Raw genomic sequence first — 7,594 nt, 5'->3', positions numbered from 1 at the left:
GCAGGAGAACGGCATTGGAGTCCGCGGTCGCGGTCGTGGCGGTGACGCTGATGGCCTACGCACTGGTGGAACGGCGCCTGCGGCAGACACCGATCAGCGGCGCGCTGGTGTTCACCGCGGCCGGCCTGCTGGCCAGCGACCAGGTCTCGGGGCTGATCACCTCATCCGTCGGCGAACATGGCGTTACCGCCGTTCTGGAACTGACCCTGGTGATCGTGCTGTTCACTGACGCGATGGGGGCCGGTCTGGGCCCCTGGGCGACGGAGTCACCGCTACCCGGCCGGCTGCTGGGCATCGGATTCCCGTTGACCATCGCCGTCGGCTGGCTGCTGGCATCGGTGCTGTTTCCCGACCTCGACCGGTGGGAGACGGCGCTGCTGGCGGCGATCCTGGCACCCACCGACCTGGCCCTCGGGTTGCCGGTCATCAACAACCGGCGGGTTCCCCGGCTGATCCGACATGCGCTGAACGTCGAAGGTGGTCTCAACGACGGGCTGGCACTTCCGTTCGTGACCATCTTCCTGGCCCTGGCCCTGGCACTGGAGGAGGAGAACACCGTCGGCAACGGACATGCCGTGTCGGTGTTTCTGCGCGCCCTGCTGGCTTCCGGTGCCATCGGGATGGCGTTGGGCGCCGGTGGCGCGCTGACCCTGCGGTGGTCGGCGCGCAGGGGCTGGTCCAGTCGGCTGTGGCAGTCGCTCGCGTTGCTGGCGATGGCGACGCTCGCCTATGTGCTGGCGGACCTGATCGACGGCAGCGGCTTCATCGCGGCCTGGGCCGCCGGTCTCGTGACCGGCCTGGTCGGGCGGGAGAGCCTGGCCGCGGCTCAGCAGACGCCGCAGGATGTCGCCCAGCTCGGTGTCTCGGTGAGCCTGGTGCTGTTCGGCGCCCTGCTGCTGGCACCGACCCTCGCCCACGCGACCTGGACGGCGTTCGGTTACGGGCTGCTCAGCCTGACCGTCATCCGGATGATCCCGGTCGCCGTCTCGTTGGGTGGTTCGAAGGTCGCCCCGCGGACCGTGGCGTATGTGGGTTGGTTCGGGCCACGGGGGCTGGCGTCGATCGTCTTCGCGGATCTGGTCGCCACCAGCGGGCTGCCCGAACAGCACCAGATCGTCACGGTGGTGATGCTGACCGTGGGTATGAGCGTGGTCCTGCACGGCCTCACCGCACCGTGGGGCGCCCGCCGCTACGGACGCTGGTACGAGGCTGCGGCGGCGCGCCACCCTGGGATCCGCGAAGCGGCCGAGGCCCCGCCGCCAGACCGCCTCGCCGTCCCGCCGACGGGCAGCTGATCGAGACCGGACGGTGACCCCGCTCATCCAGGCGGTGGGCGGGATGCTGTGGACGGCGCGCTAGCCGGTGGCGACCGCCGAGCGGACAGCGGTGCGGCACCTCCCCTCGATGCCGCCCGTAGCGAACGGTTCGATCTCGTCCCGTGGCCGACTCCGCTGGCTTGTTCATGCGACGCGACGCCTTCCCTCGATCACGGTCACCTTCTGTGACGCCGCTTTCAGCAGGCTACGGGTGTGCAGGGTGCACACGGGTCGCCGTGGGGGTGTTCGTGTCCGATATGCCCACCCACGGCGACCCGTATAGATGGATCTTGCTGTGGGGCCGGTTGCGGGGGGTTGTGGTGGCGGGATCACAGCGCTGCGGTTGCCACCGAGCCGGCCGGCAGAGTCATGGCCGTTCCATTCGTCGGCGCCAGGAGCCGTCCCCGCGGGGTCCGGGCCCGGGCTGACTGCCCGAGACTCAGGTGGTGTCACCCCTGGTCGGGGTCGTTGCTGGGAGGTGCTGATCCCTGACGTGCCGGTGCGGATCCCAACCCGTGCGGGCTGGCAGCGCGGGACAGGTCCATAACGGCTGCAAGGACGACGGGGACGGCGGCGAGGAGAAAGCCGCCGCTGACGACGTCGTTCGCCGAGCCCCGCGGGTAGTAGCGGATCGACTCGGCGATGGGCATCAGCGACCAGGCCGCACCGACGACGAAGACCGCGACGGCCCAGCCGGGTCGCCGCACACTGATCACGGTCGCGACCACGACGCCGACGCCGACCGCGGCCGGCAGGATCATCAGAATGTTGTCGAGCAGGCCACCCGTTCCCCGATAGGTGGTGAGTGGAATGTCGTGGCGCAGGTACCCGATCCGACCGGTAACGGCGCAGCCGTAGCCCTCGGCCACCGCCAGGAACAGGCTGAACAGCGCCGCGGTGGTGAAGAGCCCGTGGCGGCGCAGCCCGGTCGACATTCCCGCGGATGCCATTCCCGCCAGCAGGAACAGCACAACGAGCAGATAGAGCGGTGGCCGGGCGATACCGGTGCACGCGGCCACGGGCATGGCGGCGCACAGCCCGAAACACGTAAGACCCAGCAGCAAGACGGGCAGTTCGGGGAGCGCCGGACGCGGCGGCGACGAAGGCAGCCACCGGCAGCGGGTAGATCGCCGCGCCGAAGGTGACGAACGGGCCGAAGGTCAGGCCGGCCCCCGGCGGATAGCCCGCGTCGACCGGCAGGGGCCGCGGCAGGACCTCCCCGAGGACGAACAGCCCCGCCGACAGCACCGCGAGGGACGACAGGGCCAGGATCGCGATCCGCTGCCGCACCACCACGGGCACCAGGCCCAGTGATACGCCGAGTCGGGTGGCCAGGCCGTGGACGACCAGGTCCGCGATGTCCGCCGGGCTCGGTCTGGTGCGACCGGTCGCGTCGGCCAGGTCCAGCAGGGTGGCGATGAGCTCGTCCCCGTGGTCGTGGCGCCAGCGAGGCGGATAGCAGCGGAGCAGCCGACGGTAGGCGATCTCAAGCCGGGACGCGGTCATGCCGGTGCCGTTCCCAGCCGCCGCCGGGACCGCAGCCGGCGGTCGGCTTCGGCCGCGTTCGACCGAAGCCGGTCAACCTGCGCAGCGAGGATGTCGGCGCCGGTGTCGGTGAGGTCGTAGTAGCGGCGTAGCCGGCCCTCGACCACCTCCTCGCCGCTCTGGCGCACCAGGCCCTCCCCGGTCAGCCGGTCGAGCGCGGCGTACAACGTGCCGGCCCGTAACGTCACCCGCCCGCCGGAGATCGCCGAGACCTCCCCGATCAGCGCATACCCGTGTTTGGCCCCGTCAGCGAGCGCCGCCAGCACCAGGAACGTGGGTTCCCGCATCTCATCGATACCCATGTGGTCAGCATATACCGATGATCTTATTATAAGTCGGACCGGCGCTGAGCGCACCGTGGTCTACTGCCGGGCGCGGGCGACCACTTCCTCGGTGGTGAGTGGCCCGCGTGGGTGGTAACTCAGGCTGAGGGGCGTTCGGATCTTGCGTGGCGCCTCGCCCTCCAGCGCGACGTAGAACTCGCCGGTGCGTAGGCGTGAGATGTCCGGGACATCGCCGCCCTTGGCCTTCGCCATCTCCCGGGCCACTTCCACCTGCGTGGGGGCTGTTGAGCAGGCCGTACATCTGGGTGGCGGCATTGCCTGGCACCCGGTTGTGCAGGGCGCGCGGTGCCTGGGTGGCGAACACGAGGCCGAGACCGTACTTGCGGGCCTGGGAGGCGAGGGCGAGTGTGCTCTGGGTGCACGCGGTCATCGCACCCGACGGGACGAACGTCTGGGCCTCGTCCATGACCAGCAGCCCGAGCAGGGGACGGTCCACCGCTGGGTTCTTCTTGATCCAGGAGAAGAGCGCCATCTGAAGCTGGTTCACGAAGCTCTGCCGGACGCCCTCGTCGGGCAGACCGACGAAGCTGATGACCGAGATGCGGGCACGCTTTCCTGCCGCCGGGGTGAGCAGGACGCCGGGGTCCGCGGGCGTGCCGGAGCCGCCGAACAGTGGGTCGTTGACCATCGCGGCGCTGAGTGTCTGGGCGAGCCCCGCGGCTATCTTCTCGGCGCCGTCCAGGTCGATGATGTCCGCCGGTAGATCGGCGAGAAGGGAGATCAGGCCGGTCAGCCGGGTGCCACCCCGGTGGCCGAAGTGCTCGACGGCCCGGCGCAGCACCGCGCGGCCCAGATGTGCCTTCGCCGCCCTTCCGTCCAGCATCGCCCGCGGCACCAGGGCGGCGACCGCCACTTCCACGGCCTCGGCGAACTCGTCAGGGTCGGCCAGGGTGGCCGGGAAGTCCGGCAGGGGCTGAAAGCTGAGCGTACGACCGGCCTCGCGGCGTGGGGTCCACACCACGACCTCGGTGTTGTCCAGGTACTCCACGGCTCTGGGGCCGTCGTCCGCACCCCAGAGGCTCGGCGGCTCTGGCCAGGCGTCCCCGAGGCGAGCCAGGTCGTTGTTGGGATCGAGCACGATCGCGGATACGCCCCGCAGGGCGCATTCCTCGACGATGCGGCGCAGGAGCACCGTCTTGCCCGAACCCGAGCCGGCGATGACGATCAGATGCTTGCGCAGGGCCTCCAACTCGAGTGCCACGGGCTCGGCGGTCGCGTGATCGTGTCCGATATCGAGGGTCGGTCGCACCAGCGGGGTGGTCCCGGTGGTTCCGGTGGTTCGGGTGCTCCCAGCGGTATCCGCGACGGAGGTCGTTTCCGTGGGCGTGTCCTTGGGTCGCGTGACGGTGGCGCTCGCTTCCGGGGGCAGCCAGTCGGCGACATCGCGGAGCGCCTTACCCAACACCGTGACCGTCTCGGTGGGGCGTCGGGCCAGCAGCCACTGGCCCAGGTCGGACGTCCCGTGGCTCGGTGAACTCCGGTCCTCGTCGAGCATCGTCCGCAGCGCCGAGAGGATGCGCAGATCCTCGTGGTCGAGCGCCAGGGTGTCGCCGTGGGAGGCTTCCACGACGTCCAGCGACTCGCGCGTCTTGGCCCCGGTCGACCAGTCCTCCTGGCGGAGTAGAAAAAGCTTTCGCTTGCTGATCTCCGGGTCCAGGGCGGCGGCTGTGATGGATCTGCGGAGTCGGTTCAGCGCGGCGTTTCCGTGGTGCCCACCGCTGACCGCGCGAAAGCACCAGTGAACCTCGTCCTCGATATCCTCGGCGAGGGTGAGGCGCAACCGGGCGTGCAGGTCCGGCCGCCCGCTCGGCGCGGGATCGATCGAGAAGCGTTTCGGGCTGTCCGGCCGTTCCAGAATCCACGCGGTGAGGCCGGCGGCCAGCAGGGGCGGCACCGCGGTGTCCTCGGTGTCGGGCTCCAGCGGGGTGATCACATCCGCCTTGTGCTTCAGCTCGGCGAATCGCTCGTCGTAGCGGGCGAGAACAGTCGTGCTGATGGTCGGAAGGTCGGGATCCACCTTCAGGGGTGGTCCCGTCGTCTTCTCCTTGAGGGTGCGCATTTCAGTGGCCTCATCGCGCAGTCGGCAGGCGCGGATGTGGGCGTCGATGAGGATGAGAAGCTGCCGTGGGGTGAAGTCCCCGCCGGATGAGAAGGCGTCCGGATGAATGGGCCAGGTCGGATACGGTGGGTCGAAATCGGCCGCCGCGAAGTAGGGCTTGAAACGCTGCTCCACGATCTCACGGGCGAGGTCCGGGCGGTTGATCGACTTCAGCTGTGGAGCTTCCCGGAAACGGTCGCGGACAGTGTCGACCGCCTTCTTTTTGATCAGATCCCAGGAGCCGGGGATGCAGGCGACCACCGTCAAGGTGCGCCTGGTCCGTTCGCGCAGGGTCATCAGACCCCCGGCGATGCTGTCGAGCAGAAGCAGCTGGGCCTGGCTGGGAGCGTGGCTGGGCTCGCTGCCGGCCGCGGCGGAGTCGACGAGCAGATTGGACTGCGAGAGCAGGACGTCGATCTGGTCGAAGGCCATCACCGAGGGGCCGGTCAACGCGATCAGGCGCGACAGCTCCTGGACGATCTCCTCCGCCGTGCGGGTGGTGCGACGCGTTCCCCAGAACGCGCGGTCTCCGGGTGTGCTCTCCTCGTCGCAGGCGAAGTAGTCGTCGGCGATGTTCTGGTGGTCGGTGCCCGGGGACGCGCTGAGGGCCAGCGCTCGGGCGGTGTCCCGACTGGTCCGAAAGACGTAGCCGTCCGACGCGGAGATCGCGGAGATGAACAGGTCCAGCTTTTCCTTCGTCAGCTCGGTCTCGCCCAGCAGCGCACGTCGCTCCGCGGGCGGAACGCCCACTCGGGCCGAGAGCCGCCGGAGGAGCACGCGAAGCTGGGTCTCACCGTCCGCCATCGGTCGGGCCAGCCCGTCGAGCATGGACGTCAGAATGCTTACCCAGATGTCCTTGGTGCTCAGGAGGCTGACGAGAAAGAAATAGCCACCCTGCTCCTGGGCCTCGCGCCGTAGCCAGCCCAGCAGGTGGGTCTTGCCGGAGCCACGCTGGCCCTGCAGCACCAGACCGATGGGGCTGGCGTCCGCGCTGTCCGCGGCTTCGCGCAGACCGATCTCCACCGCCTGGACCACACCTGGATGCAGGCCGTCCACATGGTAGGAAAGCGACCGCCAGACGTCGTCCGGTACCGGCGCCCAGGTGAGCTGGATCGAATCCAGGGCGGCCCGCTGCGCGCTGTCCATCACACTCCGATGGCGAGCAGATGCTTGTCCTGACCGCCGATGCGAACCGACGCGGCCCAGTCGGCGTCGGTGAGCATCTTCTGGTTGTTCTCCGGGACGAGGTTGACGTCGCCGCCCCGGCTGAGACTGACCAGCGCCGCATCGAGGTCGGCCGGCGCGACGTCGGTGAAGAACGGTCGGATTCTGGTCAGTGACACCCAACCCCCGGGCTCCGCGGTGAGTGCCGTGTAGGCACCGCGCAGCCGGATCTCCAGGTTTCCCGGCCGGCGCGTCGGGGTGACAGCGGCGCGGGAGAACATCTCGCCGAGACTTTCGAACTCGCTGCGGGGCACCACCCGGTTGAGCAGGTTCAGGTGTACCGCGAGCAGAGCTCCGCCGATGGCCCGTGCCCGCGGGCTGCTCACATCCACCGGCGTCTGGAGCCGCACCCAGCCCTTCTCGTCCAGGTCATGCTGATAGGTGCGACGGGAGCGCACGCTGCGCAGCAGCCGCAGCCGGTTGAGCTTGTCCCGCTGAGGCTTGCGGACGTCGATGCGGTAGAGCTCGAAGAGCTCGGTGTTGAGCATCGCGCGGGCCTCCGCCATCAGGGCGAGCAGGACGGCTCCGTCGGAGGGGGTGAGATCGTCGTCGGCCACGGTTTCCCTTTCGCGGGTCTGCTGTCCCGCATCGGCCCGCCCGGAGGCGTGCTGGATGGTCACGGTGTGGTGGTGGCGTCGGCGGGCCGGCCGTCGGCATCCAGGCCATAGGCCCGGATGGTGCGTACGGTGATCCGGTCGACCGTGGAATCGGAGGCCAGCAGCGCCAGATATCGCTCGGCGGCCCGGTGGGTACCGGCGTTCACCTCGGCCAGCAGCCCGAACCGGTCGCCCGCGTCGAAGAGCAGTTGGGTCAGCTCGTTGGCTTCGGCCTCGCGGCCGCTGTCGGCGACCGCCCGCAGCTGGTTCAGCTGATCCGCGGACGGTGGTTCGCGCGGCTTGTCGCGTACACGCACCAGGTGGCGTCTGGCGGCGGCATCGGAGGCGTTCGCGCGTGCCTCCAGCTCGGTGACCCGGCCGAGGCTCGCGAGCAGCCCGGCGAGCAGCTCGGCCGCCATCCATTCACCGCGCTGGGCGAGTTCCCGTAGTTCGACGACGGCGCCTCGCTCG

At 69.6% G+C, this 7,594-nt stretch carries 6 protein-coding genes; 1 reads left to right on the top strand and 5 read right to left on the bottom strand.

What is annotated here, in order from left to right:
* On the top strand, positions 1–1,295 hold a 1,295-nt coding region (locus tag G6R24_RS16095), incomplete at its 5' end, for a cation:proton antiporter (protein WP_338084445.1).
* A 470-nt stretch (positions 1,296–1,765) separates the two neighbouring features.
* On the opposite strand, the gene G6R24_RS16090 is transcribed toward G6R24_RS16095, so the two are convergent.
* From G6R24_RS16090 to G6R24_RS16070, 5 genes are all read right to left on the bottom strand, one after another.
* Positions 1,766–2,341 (bottom strand): hypothetical protein, encoded by a 576-nt coding sequence (locus tag G6R24_RS16090; RefSeq protein WP_163550059.1) that lies wholly within the window; start codon positions 2,339–2,341, stop codon positions 1,766–1,768.
* 477 nt (positions 2,342–2,818) lie between these two features.
* Positions 2,819–3,163 (bottom strand): PadR family transcriptional regulator, encoded by a 345-nt coding sequence (locus G6R24_RS16085; protein ID WP_163550058.1) that lies wholly within the window; start codon positions 3,161–3,163, stop codon positions 2,819–2,821.
* A gap of 4 nt (positions 3,164–3,167) precedes the next feature.
* On the bottom strand, positions 3,168–6,449 hold the full coding sequence (locus G6R24_RS16080) for a helicase HerA domain-containing protein (RefSeq protein WP_225438604.1): 3,282 nt from the start codon (positions 6,447–6,449) through the stop codon (positions 3,168–3,170).
* On the bottom strand, positions 6,449–7,084 hold the full coding sequence (locus G6R24_RS16075) for a hypothetical protein (RefSeq protein WP_163550061.1): 636 nt from the start codon (positions 7,082–7,084) through the stop codon (positions 6,449–6,451). Before G6R24_RS16075 ends, G6R24_RS16080 begins: the two co-directional genes overlap by 1 nt.
* 59 nt (positions 7,085–7,143) lie before the next feature.
* Positions 7,144–7,594 (bottom strand): hypothetical protein (locus G6R24_RS16070; RefSeq protein ID WP_163550057.1); only part of this gene is annotated, 451 nt, incomplete at its 5' end.

Origin of the sequence: Candidatus Frankia nodulisporulans, assembly GCF_902806475.1 — a bacterium.
Taxonomy (GTDB): Bacteria; Actinomycetota; Actinomycetes; order Frankiales; family Frankiaceae; genus Frankia; species Frankia umida.
Note: the sequence above shows the minus strand (reverse complement) of the source record. Positions and strands in the feature narration are given on the sequence as shown.